Annotated in this window: 20 protein-coding genes; 17 read left to right on the plus strand and 3 right to left on the minus strand. The window is 64.0% G+C overall.

Going from position 1 to position 24,734, the window contains the following annotated elements; all coding sequences use genetic code 11:
- Positions 1-2: 2 nt before the first annotated feature.
- The 6 genes from E3T39_RS09170 (at position 3) to E3T39_RS09205 (ending at position 11,562) form a co-directional block, all read left to right on the plus strand.
- Positions 3-857, plus strand: a complete 855-nt coding sequence (locus tag E3T39_RS09170; protein WP_134514616.1) for a PP2C family protein-serine/threonine phosphatase — start codon at positions 3-5, stop codon at positions 855-857.
- 109 nt (positions 858-966) lie between these two features.
- A complete protein-coding gene (locus E3T39_RS09175; RefSeq protein ID WP_134514618.1) occupies positions 967-1,434 on the plus strand; it encodes a hypothetical protein in 468 nt (155 codons plus the stop codon).
- Between the two features lie 75 nt (positions 1,435-1,509).
- A complete protein-coding gene (locus tag E3T39_RS09180; RefSeq protein WP_134514620.1) occupies positions 1,510-3,015 on the plus strand; it encodes a variant leucine-rich repeat-containing protein in 1,506 nt (501 codons plus the stop codon).
- 50 nt (positions 3,016-3,065) lie between these two features.
- The gene (locus E3T39_RS09185; protein WP_134514622.1) at positions 3,066-4,886 is read left to right on the plus strand and encodes a DUF7937 domain-containing protein; all 1,821 of its coding nucleotides are present in this window, start codon (positions 3,066-3,068) and stop codon (positions 4,884-4,886) included.
- A gap of 115 nt (positions 4,887-5,001) precedes the next feature.
- A complete protein-coding gene (locus tag E3T39_RS09200; RefSeq protein WP_166784096.1) occupies positions 5,002-6,285 on the plus strand; it encodes a variant leucine-rich repeat-containing protein in 1,284 nt (427 codons plus the stop codon).
- Entirely contained in the window at positions 6,286-11,562 is a 5,277-nt protein-coding gene (locus tag E3T39_RS09205; protein ID WP_134514630.1) for a VWA domain-containing protein, read from the plus strand. It begins immediately after the preceding gene.
- A gap of 112 nt (positions 11,563-11,674) precedes the next feature.
- Here the strand turns inward: E3T39_RS09205 and E3T39_RS16710 are convergent, their stop codons facing one another.
- The 3 genes from E3T39_RS16710 to E3T39_RS09220 are packed head-to-tail and all read right to left on the minus strand — an operon-like array spanning position 11,675 to position 13,226.
- Positions 11,675-11,896: a hypothetical protein gene (locus E3T39_RS16710; RefSeq protein WP_420898156.1), complete on the minus strand. Its 222-nt coding sequence runs from the start codon at positions 11,894-11,896 to the stop codon at positions 11,675-11,677.
- Positions 11,791-12,597 (minus strand): DUF222 domain-containing protein, encoded by an 807-nt coding sequence (locus E3T39_RS09215; RefSeq protein ID WP_134514632.1) that lies wholly within the window; start codon positions 12,595-12,597, stop codon positions 11,791-11,793. Before E3T39_RS09215 ends, E3T39_RS16710 begins: the two co-directional genes overlap by 106 nt.
- Positions 12,549-13,226 (minus strand): hypothetical protein, encoded by a 678-nt coding sequence (locus tag E3T39_RS09220; RefSeq protein WP_134514634.1) that lies wholly within the window; start codon positions 13,224-13,226, stop codon positions 12,549-12,551. The genes E3T39_RS09215 and E3T39_RS09220 overlap by 49 nt, the downstream gene beginning before the upstream one ends.
- A 375-nt stretch (positions 13,227-13,601) precedes the next feature.
- On the opposite strand from E3T39_RS09220, the gene E3T39_RS09225 reads away from it, so the two are divergent.
- The 11 genes from E3T39_RS09225 (at position 13,602) to E3T39_RS09275 (ending at position 24,595) form a co-directional block, all read left to right on the plus strand.
- The gene (locus E3T39_RS09225) at positions 13,602-15,323 is read left to right on the plus strand and encodes a GspE/PulE family protein (RefSeq protein ID WP_134514636.1); all 1,722 of its coding nucleotides are present in this window, start codon (positions 13,602-13,604) and stop codon (positions 15,321-15,323) included.
- Positions 15,324-15,371: 48 nt separating this feature from the next.
- Positions 15,372-16,661 (plus strand): type IV pilus twitching motility protein PilT, encoded by a 1,290-nt coding sequence (locus tag E3T39_RS09230; RefSeq protein WP_241979628.1) that lies wholly within the window; start codon positions 15,372-15,374, stop codon positions 16,659-16,661.
- On the plus strand, positions 16,662-17,891 hold the full coding sequence (locus tag E3T39_RS09235) for a type II secretion system F family protein (RefSeq protein ID WP_134514638.1): 1,230 nt from the start codon (positions 16,662-16,664) through the stop codon (positions 17,889-17,891).
- Between the two features lie 156 nt (positions 17,892-18,047).
- Entirely contained in the window at positions 18,048-18,521 is a 474-nt protein-coding gene (locus tag E3T39_RS09240) for a prepilin-type N-terminal cleavage/methylation domain-containing protein (protein ID WP_134514640.1), read from the plus strand.
- 93 nt (positions 18,522-18,614) lie between these two features.
- Complete coding sequence (locus E3T39_RS09245; RefSeq protein WP_134514642.1) at positions 18,615-19,034, plus strand: type IV pilus modification PilV family protein; 420 nt, start codon at positions 18,615-18,617, stop codon at positions 19,032-19,034.
- A gap of 6 nt (positions 19,035-19,040) precedes the next feature.
- Complete coding sequence (locus E3T39_RS09250) at positions 19,041-19,721, plus strand: response regulator (protein ID WP_134514644.1); 681 nt, start codon at positions 19,041-19,043, stop codon at positions 19,719-19,721.
- A gap of 20 nt (positions 19,722-19,741) precedes the next feature.
- Positions 19,742-21,310, plus strand: coding sequence for a hypothetical protein (locus tag E3T39_RS09255; RefSeq protein WP_134514646.1), 1,569 nt, complete (start codon positions 19,742-19,744; stop codon positions 21,308-21,310).
- Positions 21,303-22,145 (plus strand): prepilin peptidase, encoded by an 843-nt coding sequence (locus tag E3T39_RS09260; RefSeq protein WP_134514648.1) that lies wholly within the window; start codon positions 21,303-21,305, stop codon positions 22,143-22,145. Before E3T39_RS09255 ends, E3T39_RS09260 begins: the two co-directional genes overlap by 8 nt.
- Positions 22,146-22,216: 71 nt before the next feature.
- On the plus strand, positions 22,217-23,269 hold the full coding sequence (pilM, locus tag E3T39_RS09265; protein ID WP_134514650.1) for a type IV pilus assembly protein PilM: 1,053 nt from the start codon (positions 22,217-22,219) through the stop codon (positions 23,267-23,269).
- Positions 23,266-23,925, plus strand: a complete 660-nt coding sequence (locus E3T39_RS09270; RefSeq protein WP_134514652.1) for a hypothetical protein — start codon at positions 23,266-23,268, stop codon at positions 23,923-23,925. The genes pilM and E3T39_RS09270 overlap by 4 nt, the downstream gene beginning before the upstream one ends.
- Positions 23,926-23,929: 4 nt before the next feature.
- Positions 23,930-24,595 (plus strand): hypothetical protein, encoded by a 666-nt coding sequence (locus E3T39_RS09275; protein WP_134514654.1) that lies wholly within the window; start codon positions 23,930-23,932, stop codon positions 24,593-24,595.
- The last annotated feature ends 139 nt before the right edge of the window (positions 24,596-24,734 follow it).

Below are 24,734 nucleotides of genomic sequence, written 5' to 3' on the forward strand. Positions count from 1 at the left end.
CCATGACACACCTCGCCGACCCGCGAGCGACCAGTGCCGGGGTATCGCTGCAGTGCGGGTCCCGCACAGATGTCGGCCGCAAACGGCACGAAAATGAAGACTCGCTGCTGGTGTCCCAACCGGTCTTCATCGTCGCCGATGGCATGGGCGGGCTCGAAGCTGGCCAGCGAGCCAGCTCCGCCGTGATCGCCGAATTTCAGGCCTGCGTCGGCCGCATCGATGTTGTGGCCGGGGACGTGGTGGCTGCGGTTGAGCGCGCCCACACCCGGGTTCGTGCCGTGTCGGATTCGACCGGGCGCGGCGCGGGCAGCACCCTCACCGGCCTGGTGCTCATCGACCACGAAGATTCCCCGCAATGGCTCATCGTGAACGTCGGCGACTCGCGCGTCTACCGCCTGCACGGCGGCGAGTTTCAGCAGCTCACCGTCGACCATTCCCTCGCCCAGGAACTCATCGAGGAGGGTTCACTACTGAAAGCGGATGTCGCCAACTTCGCGCGAAAAAACGTCATCACTCGCGCGATGGGCGCCGACAACAGCAGTGCGGACTACTGGCTGCGCCCGGTCGTGACCGGCGAACGCCTGCTGGTGTGTTCCGACGGGCTCAGCGGCGAGCTTTCCGACGAGGCCATCAAGGCCGGCCTGACCTTGGGCGGCAGCACCCAGCAGACGGCGGATGCACTGCTCGCGGGGGCCCTCGAACATGGCGGACGCGACAACGTTTCCGTGATCGTGATCGATGTCATCGCCGGCGGGGTCAGCTCGTGGCACGGCATCGCGATCGGCGAAGACCAGTCCGACACCCGCACCGAAGACACCCGACCGGTGCAACGAGCGGCCCGCAATGCAGCCCGCTGAGCCAACAGGGGTAGCTGGGCCCGACTCTGATGACACCGTCATTGTTGAGCGAACTGCCGACGAACATACGCGTGTTGTGCGGCGTGCGAATGATGATCACACCCGCCGTGTGGTGCGGCAGCCCCCCACCGAAGCAGGAGATTCTGCGGACACGCAGCACGAGGATGCCGCACCTGCTGACCAAACCGACGAGGCCACAGTGCAGTCGTCCAGGGGCGGCACGGCCACCGACACGCTCTTGAGTGGGCGGCGGGCGACCGCTCCCGTACACACTCCGGTCGTTGATTCCCTGCAACGCCGATATCAGCCGCCGCAGGTGCAGAGCGGCGAGAGTGTGCGCTACGCGGCGCGGCCGACTCCGGCGATTATTTCGCCGAAGGCCCCGGCACCAATCCCCGACGTACTGCCCGACCTGGCCCGCCTCCGTCTCGCTGACGCGGCCGCCGAGATTCGGGAGCATGCCGAAGTCACGAAACGTCGCCGTCGCCGATTCACCCTGATGGCGATCATCTCGAGCACAGTTCTGGTCGTGCTGGCAGCCGCCGCGTACACGGTTTTCACGATTCTCACGTGGTAATCGCGCCTCGTCCGACCGCCACCCCCATACTGTGCACCCTTTCGCACGCACCAACAAGCTAGGAGCTTTACTCTCGTGACAGATTCCACCTCCCCCCTGCACCGGGAAGCCGCCGACCCGGCGACCCCGCAGGCCCGGCTCGCGGAGATCGCCGCAGCCCACCACGAGTTGCACCCCGTCATCGCCGGAAACCCGTCGTGCTACCCGGCCCTGATTGAGTGGATGCTCCAGCTCGGCACTATCGCTCCCGTGATGCCAGTACCCGCCCCAGCGGCATCCGCTCCGGCAAATCCGTATGCCCAGCCGGGCCAGACCTCCAAGCGACCGCGCAAGAAACTGCTGATCTGGGGCTCAATCGGGGTCGTCGTGTTGCTCGTCGCCGGTGGCGGTGTGTGGGCATACGGGGCCGTCTTCTCGAAGCTGGGCGGGGCATCCTCTCCGACGGCCGCGGTCGAGAAACTGCTCGAAGGCACCGCCGATATGGACCTGATCAGCCTGTATGGCTCGTTGTCTCCCGCTGAGGTTGAATCATTCAAAGCTCCGATCGATCAGCTCGGCACCATCGCCATGGACGACGAGAACGGCGACCCGATCGACATGCCGGAGCTCATCAACACGCTCGTCGACAGCTTGAACATCACCCTGACCGGGCTCGAACTCGAGGCAGAAGACATTGAAGAAGGTATCGCGGTCGTCACCATCACGGCGGGTGAATTGACCATGAACGGTGATGCCGAAACGATCGCGGACGCCTACCTCGAGGTCGTGGCGCCGCAGCTGCGCCTGCAGCAGGAGTCGTGGGGCTACGACGAGAGCGACACCGAGTCGATGATCGCCGACCTGCGCGAGTCGTCGATCGACGAGCTGAACGACCTCCTGCCGTTCACGCAGACCGCCGCCGACCTTGCCGACACTCTCGGACACGACGCGACCATCGTCACCGTTCGTGAGGGCGGCTCCTGGTATGTCAGCCCCCTGCTCACTACCGGCGAGAACATACTGCAGAGCGGATCGGACGATTCCAGGCGGGGCAGCCTGGTCGCCGCCGACGATGTGGTCACCTTCGACACCGCGGACGCTGCTGCCGAAGGATTTGCCGAGGCCGTGATCGCATTCGGGGAGAACGGCGACTACGACGACCTCGCCGCCGTCTTGCCCGAAGCGGAACGTCGCTTTCTCAGCCTGTATGGTGACGCGCTCATGCCCACAGATGGAGATGGTGACTACGACAACCTGCAGATCACGGATTTTGCGGTGACCCCGCAGGTCGCCGGCGACATCGCTCACCTCGACATTGACGGCATCGTGATCGAGGGTGACGGCTATAACTGGCCGTACCGCACCGAAATCTCCGGGGTCTGTGTCACCACGGATTCGGGTTACTCGTCGTTCGACGGATGCCTCGACGACGCTGCGTGGATGAAGGAGCTCGGTGCCGGTAGCTGGCGGGTTCTTTCCGTGCAGGAGAAGAGCGGATGGTTCGTCAGCCCCATGCGTACCGTGGCCGACGTCACCGGTATCGCCGTGCAGAACCTGGTGCGACTCAGCCAGGACGGCAAGCTCGACCGGCTCTACCAGTAACAACCTCGCCAGACAGTGACAAGAATCCAGAACGAACACAGAGGACCCCGATGACCTTCGACTCGAACGCCCCCCAGCAGCCGCCCGCCGCTCAGCAGTACGCCGCTCCGCAGTACGTTGCCCCGCAGTACGCCGCACCCGTCGCGCCGCCACAGTATGCACCCGCGCCGGCCCGACCGAATCCGTTCGCCGGCATCCCCGCGTCCGACTGGGCGCGCGACGGCGGAGCGCTGCTGTTGCTCCTGATCTCCCTGGCCCTACCGTGGATGTTCAGCACTGACTTCGGCATGAGCGAAACGATCGGAGCGACCGGCCGCATCGAAGTCATCCTGATCACACTGCTGTCGCTGTTCTCGCTCAGCCTCACCTACCTGCTGAGGGCCGGCGTCTTCGGTCCCGGCGTCGGGCTGGCCCAGATCTGGTTGATCCGACTGCTGGTCAACGTTCCCTACGTGCTCCTCGTTCTGGGGTTCATGCTCGTCGACGCTTTCTCGAAGGATCAGACGACCGGGCTCGGTTATGCGGCAGCCTTCGGACTGGCCGGGGCCTTCCTCGCTGCCCAGCCGCGCTCCGCAGAACTGGTCGGAATCGTCGGCTACCACCCGGTCGCCCGCCTCTGGCACCGCATCGTGATCGGCTACGGCGCGGTCGTGACCCTGACCATGCTCGGTGCGATCATTCTCGGAGTCGTGGGGTCAGCCGCTCAGGTCAGCGCCGTGGTGCTACTCACCGCGGTCGTGGCCGTGCTCGCCGGTGCGGCCGCCGTGCTGCTGCCCATCTACGGAATTTTGCGCGGCAACGCTATCTGGCTCACCGTCGGGCGCACGCTCGGCGGCATCGCCATCGGAGTCATCACGGTCGACGCGCTCACCGATTTTGGTCTGTCCGTTGGTGGGATCGAATCGCTCAGCTGGGGCGGCTACCCGCTCATTCTGCTTGCCGGGCTGTTTGGCCTGACCTCGACGCCGGCGCTGCGCCTGGCGATGGTACCGATTGAGCCGATTGCCAAATGGTTCGGCGTCGCGTCACTCGCGCTCGTGCTCATCATCGGCGCCGCCGGGCTGAGCGTACTGCTGGTCATCGCGAACCTAATCGGCAGCGGTGCCAGTACCGGTTCTACCGGACTGAACATCGGCGCCACGATCGTGCTCTCGATCATCATCATTGTGGCGATTATCACCCGCACGACCTTGCGGTCAAACCCGGCTGGCAGCCAGTGGCTCGTGCTCGGCCTCACCGGCCTCGTCACCGTGCTCGGCATCGTTTTCGTCGTGCTGCGCGGGCAAACCATCACCGACGAGAACCTGAGTGAGCTCTATTCCTGGCTGTTTGAGGGCGCGGAATACGCCTCCTTCTCCCTGGTAATCCTCAGCACCGCGGCCACGCTGAGCCTCGCCCTGGCCTTCGGACTGCCCGCGCTGGTGTTCTACGCGCTGACCGTTCCGGTATCCGTTCGCAGCTACTTCACCCAGTACGGACCGGTTCGGGCCCAGGCCCAGGCAACCTACACCGGCTATGCGGCGGCGCCGGCAGCCGCGTCGACCACTCAAGCGGATGCCACGGCGCCCGTCGTTCCAGCCACCGAGCCCCCCGCGCCCGTCACTGTCGCCGTTTCGCAGCCCGCGCCCCCTGTGGCACCGCCAGCTCCTCCGGCACCGGTCCAGATACCGGTCGCAGCTCCCAGCGCGGCCAGTCTGGCGGCCGGCGATCCGGCCACTTCGGCCGCTGAGCTCTACGACCTTGCGCAGAAGCACCCGGAGGTCTGGCCTCAACTCGCGGGCAATCCGAGCGCTTACCCCGACCTGCTCACCTGGTTGGCGCAGTCGCCCGACCCTCTCGTGCAGCAGGCGCTGCGCGCCCGCGGGCTCTAGTCCACCGGCTCTAGTCCACGGGCTCTAGTCCATCGAGCACCGGCCCAGCGCTCCAGCAGACGCTGGGCTGGGCGGTCGACCGTTCCTCACTCACACTCAGTACCGGAGCCAGCCCGTGAATCCCACGCTTATCGCCCTGCAGAGCCTCGCCGCTGACCCCCAGAGCAGCCCGGAGCGCCTCGCCGAGCTTGCCCAGCAGCATCCGGAACTGCGAGATATTATCGCGCACAACCCCGCGAGCTATCCCGGCCTCCTGCAGTGGATCGCCGAGGTCACGGCGGCAGACCTGGCAGCGGCAGACCTGGCAGCGGCAGACCTGGCAGCGGCAGACCTGGCAGCGGCAGAGCTGGCAGCGGCAGATCTGGCAGCGGCAGAGCCGGCTGCGCCGGAGCTCGCCGCCACGGGTACGGCACCGGCGCCGCGGGAGCGCAAGGCACGCTGGTGGATCGCCGTGGCTGCGGCATCCGTTCTCGCCCTCATGCTGGCGAGCGGCGCCGGCGGAGTCTTCGCCGGTTGGGCCGTGGCCAACCACTTGGTCGTGGCCGAGGTTACGCGCACGAGTCCAGAGGTCATCACCGTGGCGTTGCCGGAATACCAACCGGGCGACGTGGCCATCATGCCCGATGTGCGCGGACTCGCTACCGATCGGGCCCTGCAGGCCATCGTCGATGCGGGTGTCCCGGCCGAACTCGTCGAGGTCGCCACGCGTCCGGCAGCCGGCATGGTCGGCGTTATCGTGCAGCAAACGCCGGTCTTCGGCGCCGAGAATCCCACGAGCGTCACGATCCTGGAATCCACGCCCGCCGTCGTGCCTGCCTTAACCGACCGTTCCGCGGCCGAGATTATCGACGAGCTGCAGGGTATGGGGGCCCGCGTTGAACAGACGCGCCAGTACGTTCCCGGTGCCGTCGTCGGCACGGTCACCAGCATCGTTCCGGCGCCCGGCTCGGCGCTGCCCGAATCGGTCGCGATCATCATCGCCGACAGTGCTTCGCGCATCCCGCTTGACGATGTTGAGATGAGCGAGGGGTATTCGAACACGGGCACACGATCAGTGGGAGGCCAGAATTACGACACCGTGCTGGCGCTGTCGTCCGGCACCGACACCGAAACGTTCAGCTGGTCGCTCGATGGCCACGCCGCCGAGATTACCGGGGCACTCGGCCTCGACGACGATTCCTCGTCCGACGATCCGGTTACGGTGGTCGTGCTCGCCGACGGCGCCGAAATTGCCCGTTACACGGTGGTCAAAGGCCCGTCGGTAGCGTTCAGCTGGCTCGTCGCCGACGTGACCGAACTCACAGTGCAGGTCACGAACACCGAATCCAATCGCGGTTCGCGCGCCGTGCTGATTGTGCCCGAAGTTCTCGGCAGCATCGACGAACTCGGAAAGTTCTAAGTGAGTACCGCGGGGGCCGCTCCGACGCCGCGTCGTCGCGCGGCACTCATCATGATCGCCGCGGGGCTCGTCGTGACCCTGATACTGGCGATCGGGGTCGTCTGGTTTCTCATCGACGGCCGCAGCAGCGCCTCCGCCGGCACCCTCGAAGGCCTTGACAACGCCGGCCTGGCCGGAAGCTGGCACGCGGTCGAACCGTTCGCTGTTGGGTCAGAAGACCTCGTCGCGAATGCCGTGACCGAGTTTTCCATTGACCCAGCGGATGCCGCCCTTCCGAAAAATACCACCTCCGTTTTGCTGCAGCTCGAGATCGTACCCGGCGACCAGCCCGGCGCAATCGTGGTTGGGGCGGAGCCGAGCGACAGCCCGTCCGTGAGCTTCAGCGCGAACGTGCCTGGCACGACCTCGCAGCTTGTACTGCTCGACGACACGGGATCGTTCACCCTGACCGCCGACCAGACGGTTACCGTCACCCTGACCCTGTTCGCCTACCTGCAGGTCGCTGAAAAGGGCGAGCCGGCGGTCGGCCCCGGCGGCAGCGTGGCCATCGCGCCCCGACTCGTGATCGACACGGAGAGCGGCCTCGGCGGCACGCTCTCCGCCATCGACACGCCGATCACGCTCAGCCCGCAGGGTCTCGGCGCCGTGCCGACCGAAGACGTGGCGGCCGTCTGGCTGCAGGTTGCCCTGCTCGGTTCCGACGCGAGGCTCAGCCTGCCCACCGAGAGCGCTGATGACGGCCCGGCGGTTGTGCACAGCAGCGGAGCCTGGACGAATGCACTCATACTGGTGCCACTCGATGATCGTGGCCTGTTCCAGTGGAGCTTTGGCGGCACAGTCGACGCGGTGCGTGCGAGCGTGACCGGCTGGGTCGCCGGCCAGAGCCGGTCGCTCGACGCTGCCACCATCGTCGGCGGGCTCGTTCCCGTCGCCACCACCGCCCTGGACCCGGCAGACCCGGCGCCGACCCTGCCGACAGAGGTTGACACCGCGGCCGTCGGTTCCGCCCTCTATAGCGTCGAAATCACGAGCGCCGCGCCCGGCAGTGTGAGTGCCGACGCCGGTGACAGCCGGGCCGATGACCGACGTGAGACGACCCTGCCGGTGCGTGGGGCGGCATCCACTCTCGTCATTGCAGGCCCCGGCGGCACCATCAGCCTGCCAGACGGAGCAATCGCAAAGTCGCTCACCCTGCTCGGATACTTTCCCACCGTACTGCCGGCCAACGACAACGCGCCGACGCTCACCATCACCCAACCGACCACCAACGGCACGGTCAACCTCGGCGACGCTGGTGGTACCTTCTCCATTCGCGGCACGATCGAGCAAGCGGATGCCGGTGTGCAGCTCGTGGAGGTGCGCCTGGGCAATCGTTCCATCGGAAGTGCCCACGTCAACACGACCACGACTCCGATGACCTGGAGCATCGAAACCTCTGCGACCCCCGGCGAGCACGAGGTGAGCGTCACGGTCACTGACTGGGCCGGCCAGACCGGGCAGGACGAGGTCGCGTTCAGCGTAGACGTACCGGCCGAGAGTGCGGCCATCGCCAACAACCGCACCGTCGTGCTCGATGCGGCGAGCCTCGACGTGGCATCCAACCTGACGGCCTCATCGATCTCCTTTGCCGGGCTGTCTCCGGCCGTCGTCGGCGAGTTCATCGTCGCCGGGGTGTCGACGGCAACGCCGAACGGCATCATGCGTGAGGTCACCGCGGTTGAACTCATCGACGGGCTCGTGGTCCTGACGACCCGGCCGGCAGCGTTCGGCGACATCGTGCTTCAGGCAGACGTGCGAGTCGTCGACGAGCTGCTCTCGACGGGAGCCTCGTCGCCCAGTGAGGCACCCGACACGGCGCGTAGTGGCGAGTCGACCGCCCAGACCGGTCGGACCGTACTTCCAGCGTCGTTCGGGACGACGAAGGATGCCGGTGCGCCCGCCAGTGCGGCCCCCGTCACCGACTCAGCCACCGACTCCGCCGAATCCTCGCGCGTCGGTGTCGTCGACTTGAGTGCCACGGTCTCCGTCACCACGGCACCCAAAGTTTCGGTCGAATTCGAGAGTAAGAGCGCCGATGTCAAGCTGAACCTGAAGGCCTCAGTGGACGAAATCTCTGCGGGCGGAAAAGTGGGCGATGTCGATTTCGCCGTGCCGACATCCACTCCGACACCGGAACCGACGTCGGCCCCCGCGCCCAAGCCTAAATTCTCCAGTGAAGCCGGCCTGACCCTCGGGGTAGCCTTCGAATTGGTGACCCGAGCAACCGTGACCATAAAAATTGCACCACTCTGGGAGTGGACCTCAGAGGTAACCACCGCGCTCGAGGAGTTTGAATCGAGCGTCAAACAACAGCAGACCCAGAAGGTTGACATCAGTTCGTACAATGCCATCGCCGTAACCTACGGTTCGAAGCGGGAGCGGTTCAAGCTCAAGCAAATTCCGTCGCCGGCGCACGTTGATGTAGCTGAAATGCCGGGGTTGGTTCTGGGACGGCTGGCGGGGGTGATTCCTGTCGGTCTGGTTCCCATTCCCTGGGTGATCACCTTCAATTTTGTGGCTAAATTCGATTGGTCACTGTCGCTGACCGGCACCACCACCTACACGAGTGTCGAACGGACCACGCGCGAAATGGGTGTGCGCCTCGAAAACGGCAAGCTCGCCAAGTTCTCCAGCACGACATCCGACGCGGCGCCCACTGTCTGGACCAGCGACCTCGAAGTCGAATTCGCTGCGAAGCTGTCCTTGAGTATCGACGCCCTGGCGTACGACATGGTGGGTGCCTACTTCAAAATTGAGGTCGTGCCAACGCTCACCGCTGGTAGCACCAGCAAAGTCGTGTCGGGAAGTTCCGCATCCACTGTCTTGGCGAGCAAATTCGACCTCGTGGTCTCGGGAATCGTGGGCGCGAAACTCGAGGTCTTCAACAAAGAACTGGTTAATTGGGAAGCCATTCGCTGGGAAATCTACAAGAAGGTCTATTGGGACGTGAAGTCCACTGACGACGATTTTCCAGCCGTCGGCGATCAAGCGGATGCCGACACGGTCACGAACCCCGACATGGCCACCGGAACCGGCAACCGCCCCCTGCTCGTCGTCGTAGATATTTCCGGATCGATGATGGGTGAGCGCATTGAGAAAGCCCAGGGGGCTCTCACCGAACTGGTCATGGACCAGCCGCTGGGTGCCGAGGTCGGCATCTGGACCTACGGTGGCAGCTGCGACGAACCCGGTGACTACGCCATCGAGGTCGCACCGGTCGTGGGCACAGGCGATCTGGTGTCGGAAATTCACGGCTTCACAGCCGGCGGCGGTACGCCGACCGCCGAAGCGCTACTCGCTGCCACCGCGCAGTTGCAAGAAGACGGCCATACCGGCGCCACCGTGGCTCTGGTGTCCGATGGGGAAAGCGGGTGTGGCGATCCCTGCGAGGCCGCGGCGCAGATTCGCGCGCAGGGTTTCGACCTGCAGGTGCAGACCGTTGGTTTCCAAACCTCCGGCCTGGGCGAAACTGAGCTCAAGTGCATCGCCGATGAGACCGACGGCACCTACACCTCGGTCGACGACGTTGATGCGCTCGCCGACAAGCTCTCCGAACTCGGTCGAGCCAGCATCGATCTAACGGTCGCGGCCGGCGATACCATTTTGGCCAATCAGGCCCAAAACGTTGACGTCACGGTCACGAACCCCTCCGGTCGAGACGCGGCAGACATCACCGTCGCACTCACCTTTCCGAGCGGTGACCTGGTGCCGCTGGTCAGCCCGTCACCGCAACTGCTGTTCGGCAACCTGCCGCCCGGGGCCAGCACCACGCAGAGCGTGCAGCTGTACAGTGCGGTGCAGAACGCGATCGGCAGCACCGACTATCGGGTGATTGCCTGGGGTCCAGAGGTTGATGCCGTCATCGTTGAGGGCAGCTACGAGACCCTGCAGCAGCGCACCGAACCGATTGAACCCGGGCCGATTCTGGCGGATGCTGCGGCGAGCGACTATCCGGCAGCTCTCGTCGGCGACGGCCTGGCGTCGTCAGGCCCCGACACCGCCTGCCGGTCTGACGGTGACGCCGGCGACGATAGCGCAGCCGCCGGGTACGCCGTCGCTTTGGCCGCATCGACCGACCCGATCGTGCTCGCCTGCGCCGCAACATCGGGCAATAACCTGCTCGGTTCGCAAGTGCCAAGCGGCGCCGACAACCAACTTGAACGCCTCGCAGCCGAGCCCGCCGTGAGTGAGGTGGTCGTTTCGGTTGGCGCCGCCGACGTGGGGCTCGATGCCCTGCTCGCCCTGTGCGCCAGCTCGGGCTGCGCGCTCGACGACCAGGCCGTGCGCACCGTGATCGGCAAGGCTCAGGAGCTTGACCTGGGCCCGGTCTACCGCAGCATTTGGGCGACGGTCAACACCGCCCCGGCCCGTGAAGCTCGCGGCGGCGCCCACGCGCCGGTGATCGTGACGGCCTACCCGCAACTGTTCTCGAGCGACCGCGGAATCGACTGCACCACCGAGTGGGGCCGCGCCGAAGCCCGCGTTGGGCACACAGTAATCGCCTACCTGAACGCGTCCCTTGAAACCGCGGCCCTACGCGTGGCCGCTGACGGCTACGAGGTCTACTACGTCGCCGGGCCCGAAGATGCCCTGCAGCCCAACCACACCCTGTGCGACGACGACAGCTTCGTCACGGTGACCGACGAGGGGCAGCTGGCGCCCAACGCTGACGGCTTCGCAGCGATCGGCGATGCAATGCTGCTCTGGAGCCAGAATCGTGCGCGTGTCGAACCCACGGCATCCGCTTTGGCCAGCGCCGAGCGCTACGCAGTGCAGGCGCCCGGCTTCAGAAAGTCCGTCGGCCGTGCAGTCGCTGGCCTCGCGAACCCCACGAAGTTGGCCGAGCTCGGTGTGAGCGGCCCGGCCGTGCACGTGTCGCCGGGACAACAGGTTCACGTCACCGGTTCCGGCTACCTGCCCGGCTCACCGGTGGTCGTGACCCTCTCTGGCGACCCGAGCATTCTCGGCACCGCCAGAGCGGATGCCGCCGGCCGCGCCGAGCTGACCGCCATCGTCCCGCAGCAGACGGCTCTCGGCACAGCGACCCTGGCCATGAACGGCGCCGCAGCGACCGGGCTGGAACTGGAGCTGGTTCGTGAGTTGCGGATCGGCGCTCTCGTGCCGGTCTGGATCGTGGCCACCGTGTTTGGTGGACTGTTGTTGTTGCTGGCCGCGATCGGTTTGGCGATGTTTGCCCGCCGCCTGGCTGGGGGCGCCCCGCGTCGCCGGGACCGGTAGAGGCCCGTTGCGCGCACCCGGAATCTAGTGCGCAGAAATGTCGACGCGTGGCAGCTCCGCCATTTTCAGATTGCAGCACAGAGGATCGCTCCGGTGGCCAGCGCGGCAGGGTTCAGGTGCGCCAGGGTGGTTCGGGGCTGGGGGTGTTGGCTCGGTGAGTCCGGGCGGGGCGCCAGGTCTGCGTGGGGTCCCACAGCAGTGGCCCGCGTATGTGGGGTCGGCCGTGGATCATGCGGATGTTCCAGCCGTTGGTGTCGATGGTGTGGTGGTGGAACCAGCACAACAGGGTGCCGTTGGTGATGGTGGTTGGTCCGCCCTGGTGGTGGGGTTGTATGTGGTGGACTTCGCACCAGCGGGCGGGGATGGTGCAGCCGGGGATGATGCAGCCTTCGTCGCGGGCACTGATGCGGCGCGTTGCTTCGGGGTGAAGCAGCGCATTTTGTCGCCGAGGTAGAGGATGTCGCCGTTGGTGCCGACGATGATTTTTTGGGTGCCGCCGGCGCAGATGGCTTCTTTCACCCGGCGCAACGACACGGGCGCTTCGATGCCGTCGATCCAGCCGACTCCGCGGCCCTGATCGAGGTCGGCGGCATTGACGTGAATCATCACCGTCGGCGCGGCGCCGCCCATGGTCGGGGTCTTCGGGTCTCGCGCGGCAGCTTCGAACACCGAGCGGAGGATATCGGCGCGTTTCTCGCCGGCGGTGCGGCGGTCCCCGTCGAAGCGGGCGTCCCCGGTGAACGGGTCGGCGCTGAAACGCTCGGTGTCGCCGTCGGCCTCATCCAGGCCGTCCAGCGTGGCGCCGTCGGTGCCGGTACCGCCGTCGAGGGATTCGGTGGGCACGAATATGGGCGTGCGAGACCGCGCCGACAGGTAGGTGTCGAAGAGGGTGTCCATGATGCCGCGCAGCTCGGGGGTAACGTCGGCACGCAGCGGGTAGAGCCCGTTGCGCAGCAGACCGAACGTCAGTGTGCTTGTGGCCTCCGTCACGTCGTCGGTGGGGGCGGTGCCGTCGGGGTCGAGGCGGCTTGCCATTCCAGGGCTTGCGCCCGCAGCAGATCCGGGGCGAAGCGGATGCCCGCCCCGGGCAGTCCAGCTGTTTCCGGGGTGATCGCGCCGGTGGCGGTGGCGACGAGGGCACGTTCCACATGGTCGAGGTCGTCCTGCAGGACTTTCCCGTGCAGCGCGGTGAGGGTGGTGGCGATGATCTCGGCCGATTCCACCCCGAGCTCCCCGCTGCTGAGGCCGGCGGCGATGACCGAGTATCGGGCTGGCACCGGCAGGCCCAGCGGCGTGCGTTCCACCGCGGTCTCGCCCAGCTTGAGACGCCGTTTGGCTTCACGGCCGGAGATACCGGCGAGCTGGGTGATGAATTCAATCCGGGTACGGCATCCGTTTCTATAAGCGAGCGACCCGCTGCCCAGGTCGGTCTCGGCACGAACGCCAATGTCGGTGGTGGCTCGTAGTCTTGCACCATCAACCCTGCGACCCAGCTCTTCCAACGCCGCCAACACCGCGACAGCCTCGCTGTCATCGAGGTGACCAAACCGCACCCCGTCGAACGCCGAAGCCAAAATCGCACCAGCCTGAGCAACTGCCGCCACCCGGGAACCCTCGGGTTCCGGCATCGAGCCGGCTGCAGCGGGCGGGGCGGTCAGGGTCATGGCGTCGGTGCCTCCTTCACCCACAATTATAGCCCAAATCACCTCTAAATACGAGGCAAACTCAGTAAAATGGTGACATGTGTTCAGAAGTTTCTTCTCACAAGCGAGCGGCCAAATGGTCACTTCAGGGAGCAGTCACTTACCCGCAATCGCGAGATGTGACGCAACTGGGGTAGACGACCGATCTCCCCAAGCGGCCCATTATGGGCAAAGTTACCCCTGAACTGGGGCCGCTACATAGAGGGTCACCATCGGTGGGAACGGGTTCAGCCTTTGCCCACCGCGATAACGTAAGGAGTCAGTCGTGCCGCGACTGCGGTGTGCCTCCACAAGGGCACATTCGGATGACTGAGAACCCGGGGGAGCCGCGCAGACGTGACCAGCCTGACCGAAATTTTAATCGTGCACGGCCTGCTCCCGACCGAGCAACTTGACACCGTGCAGTTGAACGACCGCGCTGACGAAGCTGCAGTGCGCAACCTGGTCAAGGTGGGCACGATCACCGAGCTGCAGTTCGCCAAAGCGCGCGCCGAGCAGAAAAACCTTCCGTTTGTCGAGCTGCTGGATTATCCAGTAGACCGGCTGGCCGTGGCCAAAGTGCCCGCTGCAGTCTGTCGCCGGGCCAACGTGCTGCCCATCGGCTTCGAAGACGGTCGCCTCGTGGTGGCCATGGTCAACCCCGGCGACGTATTCGCAGTGGACGACGTGCGCGAGGCTGCCCGTATGCGGGTCAGCCCGGTCGTCGTCGAGCCGTCCGATCTGCAAGCGGCCATCGCCCGCTACCATCGTGTCGATAACGAGCTGAACGACCTCAGTACCACCCTCACGGGCGACAGCGAGGAGCCCGACGACACTCCGACGCCAGCCGAAACGGATGACGCGGCACCGATCGTGCGCTTCGTCAAACTGTTGGTCAGTCAGGCTATTCAGGACAAAGCGTCGGATATCCACATTGAACCCGGCGAGAACGACGTGCGTGTGCGATATCGCATCGACGGCGTGCTGCACGAGATGCAGAAGGCGCCGTCAACCATCGCCGCCGGCGTCACCTCGCGCATCAAGATCATGAGCGATCTTGATATCGCCGAGCGCCGTAAACCGCAGGACGGCCGCATGTCCGTGCACCACAACGGTCGCACGGTCGACCTGCGTGTTGCCATTCTGCCCACGGTCTGGGGTGAAAAAGTTGTTCTGCGAATCCTCGACAACGCGACCTCGTCGATGAGCATGGACGGCCTCAACTTGCTCACCGATAATTTCAACGAGTATGAGATGGCGTACACCAAGCCCTACGGCATGATCCTGGTCACCGGGCCGACCGGTTCGGGCAAGTCGACCACCCTCTACACGACCCTGCACGCTATCAACCGGCCGGAGATCAATGCGATCACTGTCGAAGACCCGGTCGAATACCGCATGCAAGGGGTCAACCAGGTTCAGGTGAACCGCAAGGCGGGCCTCACCTTCGCCGTGGCGCTGCGTTCCATTCTGCGTGCAGACCCCGACGTGGTGCTACTTGGTGAGATTCGAGACCAGGAGACCGCGAAGATCGCCATTGAGGCCTCGCTCACCGGTCACCTCGTGCTGTCGACCCTGCACACCAATGACGCGCCAAGCGCCATGACTCGGCTGATCGAGATGGGCATCGAGCCGTTTCTGGTGGGTTCGGCACTGGACTGCGTGGTGGCGCAGCGGCTGGCCCGGCGCCTGTGCGACCGCTGCAAGGTACCCGACAATCGCACCGACCTGGCCTATCTGGGTTTTGTGGTCAATCCGACGGTGGGCTACATCTCGAACCGTTTTACGGTCATGCCGGAGATCGGTCCGGCTATCGACCCCACCACAACGGGCACCATCATCTACAAGCCCGCCGGGTGCGCGAGCTGCTCGCAGACGGGCTACCGCGGACGACTCGGCATTCACGAGGTCATGACGGTGTCCGAAGAAATCGAGCGGCTTACTGTGGCACGCGCTTCGAGCGCGCAGATCGGAGCCGCGGCGCGCAAGCAGGGAATGATCACTATGCGTGAAGACGGCTGGGCCAAGGTCGCCCTCGGGCTGACCTCGATCGACGAGGTGCTCCGTGTGGTGTCCTAACTTCACGGATGCCGCGGTTTGTCACCGACAGACCGCGCAGGTATCGCAGTGAGATTGTCCGACTTCGGTTATGCCGTGCAGAAATCCGACGACACCGAATATGGGGAGCCGGTCGCTGACGCGCCCGCCTCTACCGTTGATATCCGTTCCAGGAGGCTTATGCGTTCCGAATCATCGGCACAACTCAGCGCACCGACGCCCGATCCCGATCTGCTCAAGGCACTGAGGCTCGTGTTGGACGAGGGAGCGAGCGACCTGCACATTTCCGGCGGTGCACCGCCGAGCATGCGCGTTGATGGTTCCCTGCGGCCGATTCCCGGGTGGGATCGTTGGTCGCCCGAGAAGGTCGTTTCCGCTCTCAGCAGCATTCTGTCGCCAGAGCAGCGGAACGAATTTGATCAGGAACTCGAACTGGACTTTGCCCACGCGGTGGAGGGCACACGTTTTCGCGTCAACTTCTACCAGCAGCGCAACACGGTCGGTGGTGCCTTTCGTCTCATTCCGAATGAGATCAAGTCGTTGACCGAGCTGGGTATTCCGGAATCTGTCGCCCGGTTCGCACTCCTTCCGCGAGGCCTCGTGCTGGTCACCGGTCCCACCGGCTCCGGCAAGACCACCACCCTGGCCGCAATGGTTGACCTGGTGAATCGTACTAGGGACGACCACATCGTGACGGTGGAGGACCCGATCGAGTTCATCCACGAGGGCAAGAAAGCGATGATCAGCCAGCGTGAGGTCGGGCAGGACACGCACAGTTTCGCATCCGCTCTCAAGCATGTGCTGCGCCAGGACCCCGACGTTATTCTGATCGGCGAGCTGCGCGACCTTGAGACGATCTCGGTCGCTTTGACCGCCGCTGAGACCGGCCACCTCGTTTTCTCCACTCTGCATACCCAGGATGCCGCCCAGACCATCGACCGCATTATCGACGTTTTTCCGCCGCACCAGCAGGCGCAAGTGCGCGCGCAGCTCGCAGCGACCCTGCGCGGGGTTGTCTGCCAGACCCTCGTGCGCAAAATCGGCGGCGGGCGCGTGGTTGCGACCGAAATTCTGGTGACCACGGCAGCCATTGCGAACCTCGTGAGGGAGGGCAAGACGCACCAGATTGCTTCGGCGCTGCAGTCGGGTCGAGCGCTCGGTATGCACACCATGGACCAGCACCTGGCCGAACTCGTCGACGCCGGCCAGATCACCCGTGAGGCCGCCGAGGCGAAGGCAATGGACGTCGACGTGCTCAAGCAGCTCGTGCACCGGGTTGATCCGACGAGCGCCCCGGTGGGCGGTCTCAGTCATGGCGAAATTGACTTCAACGATTCATTTTCGCCCGGGAGGCGCTAGATGCCCACCGAAACCTCGTTTAGCTACACCAGCCGCGACTCCCGCGACCGCGTGGTTAAAGGCCGTATGAACGCGGCGTCGGAGCGGGCGGCGCTTCTCCAACTGCGCACCATGGGACTCTCGCCCATTTCGATTGCGCCGGCCCGCAAACTCACGGGGCTTCACGCGGATCTGAGCATTCCGGGGTTTCAGAAGCACATCGGACTGACCGACCTAGCCGTCATGAGCCGCCAGATGGCGACCATGACCGCGGCCGGGCTGTCGCTGCTGCGCACATTGAATATTCTGTCGGAGCAGACCGAGAATAAGCAGCTCGCTCGGGTGATCGCAGGCATTCGCAGCGACGTCGAGACCGGCGTGTCGCTCTCAGTGGCCTTCGATAAGCACGACGAGGTGTTCCCCCCGATTATGATCAACCTGGTGCGCGCGGGGGAAACCGGTGGTTTTCTCGAAGACGCCCTCAACTCCATCGCCGACAACTTCGAGTCAGAGGTGAAGCTGCGCGACACGATCAAGAGCGCGCTCGCCTACCCGGTGATCGTGCTGGTCATGGCGCTTCTCGCAGTGGTGGGCATGCTCATCTTTATCGTTCCCGTCTTCGAGAAGATGTTCAAGGGTCTCGGTGGCGAATTGCCCGCGGCCACCAAGGTGCTCGTTGTGCTCTCCAACGGCATGATTTGGGTGGGTCCCGTGCTTCTCATTGCCGTTATTGTTTTCTCGTTGTGGTGGCGCAAAAACAAGCACACCCTGGCCGTGCGCCGCGTGGTCGACCCGTTCAAGCTCAAGCTGCCCGTGTTCGGCCTTCTGCTCACCAAGCTTGCCATTGCACGGTTCAGCCGCAACTTCGCGACCATGATCGGCGCCGGTGTGCCCATACTGCACTCGCTCAAAATTGTCGGCGAGACATCGGGAAACTGGGTCATGGAGTCGGCACTGGCCAAGGTGCAGGAATCGGTGAGTCAGGGCCGCTCCATTGCAGCGCCCCTCGCCCTCGAGCCGGTCTTTCCGTCCATGGTCACGCAGATGATCGCCGTGGGAGAGGATGCCGGTGCGCTCGAGCAGATGCTCACCAAGATCGCCGATTTCTACGACCAGGAAGTGCAGTCGACTACCGAACAGCTCACCGCGCTCATCGAGCCACTCATGATCGCCGTGATTGGCGTGATCATCGGGGGCATGGTCGTGGCGCTCTACCTGCCCATGTTCAGCGTTTTCGATTACGTCAATTAGCCGTTGGGAGTCACTGCCCCCGTTTAGGCTGCACTCCTACTGGGGGTAGTTGGCCCCCCGAAAAAACAACGGTTCATCGTGGGGGCCAACCTAGGCTTAAAAGCGCGCAAGCCCACCGCATTTCTCCCTGCTGAACCACGCAAAGGACACAGACACATGAACCGCTTCTTCACGACAGCCCTGGTCAATAAGCGCACGGCCCTCGGCGAGAAGGAGAAGGGCTTCACGCTCATCGAGCTTCTTGTGGTGGTACTGATTCTCGGTGTTCTCTCCGCGATCGCCATCCCGATCTACCTCGGCCAGCAGGACGGCGCGAAGGATAAGGCCGTGGCCGCCGCCATCACGAACGCGAAGGTTGCCGTTGTCGCCGAGCTCGTCACTGGAAAAGAACTGGACGCAGTTATTTCTGGTGGACTGGGAGTTCTCGATGCCTACGTCGCGAGCAAGGACATTCAGGCTTCGATTGCTGTGGGTGGCGCCGATGGTGCAGAATTCACGATTTCCGGCTACTGGGGAACTGCGGCCGACGCAGCGGTGGCCGGCGCAGGGGCAACCAAAGCTAACCATGGCACCACCATCACCGATTCGGGTGCCGCAATCAATCTGAAGGAAGCGGCGGCGAAGGAGTAACTCCTCGGGAATAACACTCGGCGGGGGTGCTCACACATGCCCCGCCGAGCGTGCTGATTGTTCCGAATGGCTAGAGAGAGGAGGGGCCCGATCGTGAGTGTTCAGAAGAACAATGAATCGCGCCCTTCCGACGTTGAGGACGGCTTCGGCATGATTGAGATTGTCGTCTCGATGCTGTTGCTCTCCCTGCTCGCCATCGCCTTTCTGCCGATGCTCGTCACCTCACTGCGGGTTTCGGTCTCCAACTCCACCGTGACGTCTGCTACCCAGCTAGTCGCGGCACAAATGGAGACCATCCGGTCCCTAGGCTCGGTGTGTGGCCCTCTCAGCGACTACGCCGCTGGGACTCAGACGGGATTCGATCCCAGTGACCCTGCGCTGCAGGCCCGTTTCGACACCATTGTCTGCCCGGGTCCCGACCCGGTCACGGTGCAGGTGCGCGTCTACGTTACCGATGGACCCAGCGGTGACGTTCTGGCTGATGCTGTCACAAGCATCTTTGTAGCAGGCTAGGCCAGCATGATTTTTGGAACGATCTCCATTCGACGACACTTCGCGTCGCACGGTGCACCTGTGGCCAAGAACGCGCGCGGCGATAGCGGCTACACCCTGGTCGAGCTCCTCATCTATTCGGGCCTTCTCGTTCTCGTCCTCACCGTTGTTGGCGGAACACTACTCAATACCCTCAGCTCTGAGCAAAAGGTGCTCCAGAGCGCCGACGCCAACGGAGTTAGCCAGCTCATCGCTTCGTCGGTGCACTCGGGGGTGCGCAATGCCACCGCCCTCAAGGTCTTTGAGAGCACGTCCGCCGACGACAACGATCAGCTTCTCATTGTCACCTCGATCAGCAGCGATCCGGAGCTGACGGCTGCCGCCCGGGTTTGTCAGGCGTGGTATTACACGGAAGCAGATAAGGGCGCCATGTACTACAAGCGAAGCACGGAGTCGGGGGCCTTCGTCGGCGTCACCACCGACACCCTCGCCGGCGACCTCACCGGGTGGACACTATTGGGCTCGGGGCTGTCGGCCGCGGAGGCTTCCCCGGGTGTCTCCCAGCTCGTCTTCGACGACGTGACAAGTGGCCATCCGTCTGTTGCACTCAACTTCGCCATCAATGCTGACGGCGACAGCAGCCCCGCACAGATATCCACCACGGGCACGAGCCGCCAGAGCGGCACGGAGGCGACACCTTGTTCCTGATGCGAAAGACACCGCTTTTCATGGCAGCAGAACGCGGCAGCAGCATGCTGGCCGTCATTGGCCTCATGGCCGTTGCCGGTGTTGCCACCCTCGCCATAGCCGGTTCCACTATGAACTCGATCGGCGTCAGCAGTGCCACCCGCGCCGGCGTTCAGGCTCAGGCTGCGGCCGAGGCCGGCATCGACGCCGCCCTGGCCAATCTGAGCCAGCCTACCTGCACAGAATTGTGGGGCACCACCACGCCCGTTTCGACGGTTGACGTCTTCTACAGCATGGATCCGACGCCCGTCGCGGATGAGCCGGATGAAAATTGGCTCCCTGGGTGCCCGGCGACCAACGCCGAGCGCGTCAAAATCAAGTCCAAAGGTACCGCCGACCAAGCCGGCCAGGCTGGTAATGAATCCGGCGATTCCCGCACGGTCGAGGCTATCTATCACTATGAAGCAGCATCCGCAGAGACCCCAGCAACGGGAGCCGGCACGGCTTTGTATTCCTACGCCTCCGGCAGCTTTGGCGGATCCAGTCAACTGCACTGGGTTGATCACCCCGTCGTTACCGACGTTCCGATCACGCAATCCGACCCGAGACCCGTTATTCAGATCAAGACCGGTAATGCGTCGTGCGCTGGGTCTTCGATCTTCGAGGCGGATACCGTTGTTCAGCAAGGGAGTTTCTCCTCAGACGGGTCGTGCAAGATTATGGGAAACGTTTGGGCGAGTGGTGGTACGGAAACGGGTGGCTCGTCGATCCTTTACGGCAACGTAGCCACGTCAGACCTGACCACTGGCGGGTCATCGCAGATTTACGGAAGCGCGTGGGCCAGTCAAGACACCGATACCTCAGGCTCATCCATAATCCACGGGAACTTGGCCACTACGCGCCTGACCAAGAGTGGAACATCGCAGGTCATAGGCGACGTCTCCGGGGTTGCTGCTCCTCCGGTTGCGCCCACGGTGCCCGATTGGGTCGACGTTGGATATGACACGAGCGATTGGCCGGGATTTGCCGTCACGACCACGAGCACAGGTTGTGATCTCACGGCAATTCAGGCCGCGGTCACTGCCTTCAGCACGCGGGAGCCTCCCACTAAGGGCATTATTGATGCCCGAGGATGCTCAGGGGGAGTTACGATCCAAGGCAATACGAGCCTCAGCCTTCCTCAGGACATCGCTATTTTCGCTGCTGAGTTTCATATCTCAGGAAGTGGGCACTTCGTTTCGGATTCGGCCACTGAACCACGAAATCTTTGGCTGATCACTCCCGATGAGGTCGACGACAATCTTCCTACTCCCTGCCCGACTGGGGACAATCGAGATTCATCAATTTTGGGTTCGTTCATCGTGTCAGCGCCGGTGAGAGTTATGCTCTACACGCCTTGTGAGATTCGCTTGGGTGGTTCGGCGCAGTGGCGGGGCCAGTTCTACGGCGGTTCAGTCTCGACGGTCGGATCTTCACAGCTGCATTACACGCCGATCGGAATCCCCGGTGCCGAGATCCCTGTTGGAGGAACGCCCGGCAGCGAGGCCACCGAAGCAAAGCTCGGCGACCGCATTTCCATTCGCGACCTGAATGTTCGAGAAGATGGCTAGCACGATCGCCGGAGCATTCGGCATCCTTGGCGCCATCATCGGCTCCTTCCTTAACGTCGTGATCTACCGCATACCGGCCGGCCGCTCCATCGTCTCCCCGCCGAGTTCGTGCAGTCGCTGCGGCGCGCGCATTCGGCCCTACGACAACATCCCGGTCTTGAGCTGGTTTGCGCTGCGCGGCGAATGTCGCGATTGTCGGGCGACGATTTCACCCCGTTACCCCGTGGTGGAACTTGGCACCGGGGTCTTCTTCGCGGTCGTCGCTCTCTGGGTGTTTTCGACCGCCGATTTTGGCTGGGCGGCCGTCACTACCAACGACAACACCCTCGCCACTCAGCTCATCGTGCTCGTGGCGTTCCTCTATCTGGCGGCGATCAGCGTTGCCCTGGCCATGATCGACCTCGACACGCACACCCTGCCGAACAAGATTCTGTTACCCGCCTACCCGGTGGCCGCCGTGTTACTCACTGCGGCCGCTCTCGTGGCCGGCGAACCGGGCCGTCTGCTGCCCACTCTCATTGGAGCGGGGGCGCTGTTCGGCCTCTACCTGACCTTGGCGCTGATCAGCCCCGGCGGCATGGGCCTCGGTGACGTGAAACTTGCCGGGGTGCTCGGCCTATACCTGGGCTATTTGGGCTGGGGGCCCCTGATCGTGGGGGCATTCGGCGCCTTCCTGCTCGGCGGCGTGTTCGGACTTCTTCTGCTCGCCACCGGCAAGGCCAAACGCCGCAGTAGCATTCCGTTCGGCCCGTGGATGCTCCTGGCCGCTTGGCTTGGCGTCTTCTTCGGTGACCAGATAGCCATCGGCTACCTCACGCTATACGGCCTCGCCTAGTCGGCAATGATCACGACCAAACCCGCTTCGCGACCACCGCTTACGAACCAAATTCTCACTGGGGGAAACAAATGACTACACGTGTGGTCGGAATCGACATCGGCACCACCGCCGTGCGCGCCGTAGAGATGCGGGATGCCGAAACGGATCATCCCGTGCTCGTGCGCTGCCATGAAGAGCCGCTGCCCTTTGGTGCGGTCAATCGCGGTGAGGTAGTGGAACCGGCTGTCGTCGCCGCGGCCCTGAAACGCATGTGGTCGAGCGGCGGTTTCACAACCAAAGACGTCGTGCTCGGCATGGGCTATCACCGCATGGTCGTGCGCAACCTGACCGTGCCCAAGATGTCGCTGCGCCGCATTCGCGAGTCGCTGCCATTTCAGGTGCAGGACCTGCTGTCGTTTCCCACCGCCGAGGCGCTGCTCGACTTCTACCCCATTGCCGAAGTCGACGGCGAGGGGGAGTCTGGCCCGCAAATTTCCGGGCTGCTGATCGCAGCCATGAAAGACGTCGTGCAGTCGCACATCAAGGCTGCCAGGTTGGCCGGACTGCGCACGGTCAACGTGGACATCATGTCCTTCGCTCGCAGTCGTGCCATCAACCGTTCAGTGACCGCCCCCGAGGTGATCGTGCAGATTGATATCGGTGGCGGCTCGTCGAGCGTGCTTATCTCTTCGAACGCAGTGCCGCAGTTCGTGCGCGTGATTCCCTCCGGCGGCCATCAACTCACCAAGGCGCTGCGCACGCGCCTCGGCCTCGACGAAGAGGCGGCGGAGGTGATTAAGAGACGGCTGGGCCTAGTGGATGAGGTTGCACCAGACGACGAAATAGCCGCCACGATCATTCGCGAGGTCACCTCGGAACTGCTGGAAAGCCTGCGCAACACCATTGCCTACTTTGCGAACAGTCGTCCGGAACTACCCATCGGACGCATCGTGCTCATGGGTGGGGGCGCCCGGCTCGAAGGCTTCGGTGCTGCGCTCAGCGCCCTGACCCGTTTTCCGGTGGTTCCGGCGCAACCGTACGGCGCATTCGAACTCGGTCCCGATGTCAATCAGGAAGATCTCGAGAACTCCCAGTGCACGTTCGTTGCTGCGCTTGGCCTCGCACTAGGGAGCAAAGCATGAAACGCACAACGGATGGCCGCGAGCTGATCCTCGGCGGGGAGCCACGGGCAGACCTGCTGCCGCCCGAACTCAAGGCCGCCCGCCAGGGCCGGCTGCTCCGCCGAATCATGTCGATCGTTGCAGCCGGCATCGTGCTGGTCGTTATTGCCGCCGTCGCAACCGTGTCCCTCGAGGCCGGGCGGGCACAGACCCGGCTTGCCGCAGCCGAGGCGCGCACCACTGAATTGTTGCAGGCATCCGCAAGATACGCGGAGGTTCGCAACGTTCAAAACCAAATCGAAATGACATCGGCAGCGCGGCAGTTGGCGGCTGCCACCGAGGTCGATTGGCGTGCCTACATGGCGGGCGTGCGGGCAAGTCTGCCGTCCGATGTAACCATCCAGGCGATTGCGGTCGGTTCCGGTACGCCGTGGGCGGAATACGAGCAGAGCATCGTTCCCCTATACAACCCGCGTGTCGCCAGCCTGACGCTGAGCTTGACCAGTCCGACATTGCCGGCCGTTCCCATGTGGTTGACGAACCTGCGTACGCTGCCCGGTTACGCCGATGCCCACCCCGGATCGGTGACCCGCACGGAAAGCGGTGAGTACGTCGTCCAAATGGTCATCAATATCAATAAAGATGCGCGATCAAATCGCATCGCTGGGGGACAGTGACACTATGACGCGCAACAGACTATTCGGCGCCGTGCTGATCTTGATCATCGGCGCTTCGGTGGTTCTCGGTGGGATGCTGGGGATCGTGCCCAAACTGGACGAGATTCAGGCCGCAAACGCACAGCGCGAAGTCGTACTGGCGCAGAATATTCAACACGAGGCCGATCTGATCGTTCTCAAACGGGACTTTGCCGGAATCGCGGAACTTCGCACCTACCTCACCACCCTGCAGAGCGGGGTCCCGGTCGATGCCGGAATTCCCGACTTTCTGGATGAGCTTGAAGTCATTGCCCGCCAGAACAGCGTGACACTGGATTCGTTGGTCATCAGCGATGCGGTTGCTTTTCAGCCCGCCGCGGAACTCGCCACCGAGAGCGGTGGTTCGGCGGAGACCGGCACTGGCACGGATTTAGCCGTCGCATCCGCTGTTCCCGCCGCATCGACGGTGCTCACCGCGGAAAACTACCTGGCTGTAACCGTTTCCATGACGATCGCCGGTGCCCACAGCAATCTCTTCGACTTCGTGGCTGGCCTTCAGCACGGCGAGCGGAGCATCGCGATTTCCACGGTGGCGACCGCTAACGGTGAGGGAGCGATTGTGAACGAAATGACCGTTGTCGGAACGATCTACGTGCTGCTGGATCCGAACGGCGTGACGATCGGCCAGTAAGCGGCACACCCCCAGATCGCGGGCTATCGCCGCGCAAGGAGCTTCACTAGCGTTGCGCCTGACGCAGACCTCTCGCGAACAAGACTTACCCTGGCTCCATTCTCGCGAGGCCTGCAACGACCGTTCGCCGCACCCTCGG

It is taken from the genome of Cryobacterium suzukii (genome assembly GCF_004403185.1).
Taxonomy (GTDB): Bacteria; Actinomycetota; Actinomycetes; order Actinomycetales; family Microbacteriaceae; genus Cryobacterium; species Cryobacterium suzukii.